This is a genomic window from Halalkalibacter flavus, from assembly GCF_036663575.1.
In the GTDB taxonomy this organism is placed as follows: Bacteria; Bacillota; Bacilli; order Bacillales; family Bacillaceae_D; genus Halalkalibacter; species Halalkalibacter flavus.
Genome location: NZ_JAWRVK010000452.1, coordinates 1 through 228, shown reverse-complemented (window position 1 = coordinate 228; position 228 = coordinate 1). Strand labels below are relative to the sequence as shown.

Genomic DNA, 228 nt, shown 5'->3' with positions numbered 1-228 from the left:
TTGGTCAAGCGGTTAAGACACCGCCCTTTCACGGCGGTAACACGGGTTCGAATCCCGTACGGGTCACCATTCTAGAAAATAGAGATTAGAAGTAAGAAGTTAGAAAAATGACTTTTCTAACCTCTAACATCTTACCTCTTACATCCAGAAGCGGAGGATTAGCTCAGCTGGGAGAGCACCTGCCTTACAAGCAGGGGGTCGGCGGTTCGATCCCGTCATCCTCCACCA

Annotated in this window: 1 tRNA gene; it reads left to right on the top strand. The window is 49.6% G+C overall.

The annotated features are described in order from the left end of the window. Window positions 1-152 precede the first annotated feature (152 nt). A tRNA-Val gene (locus SAY88_RS25760) sits at window positions 153-228 on the top strand.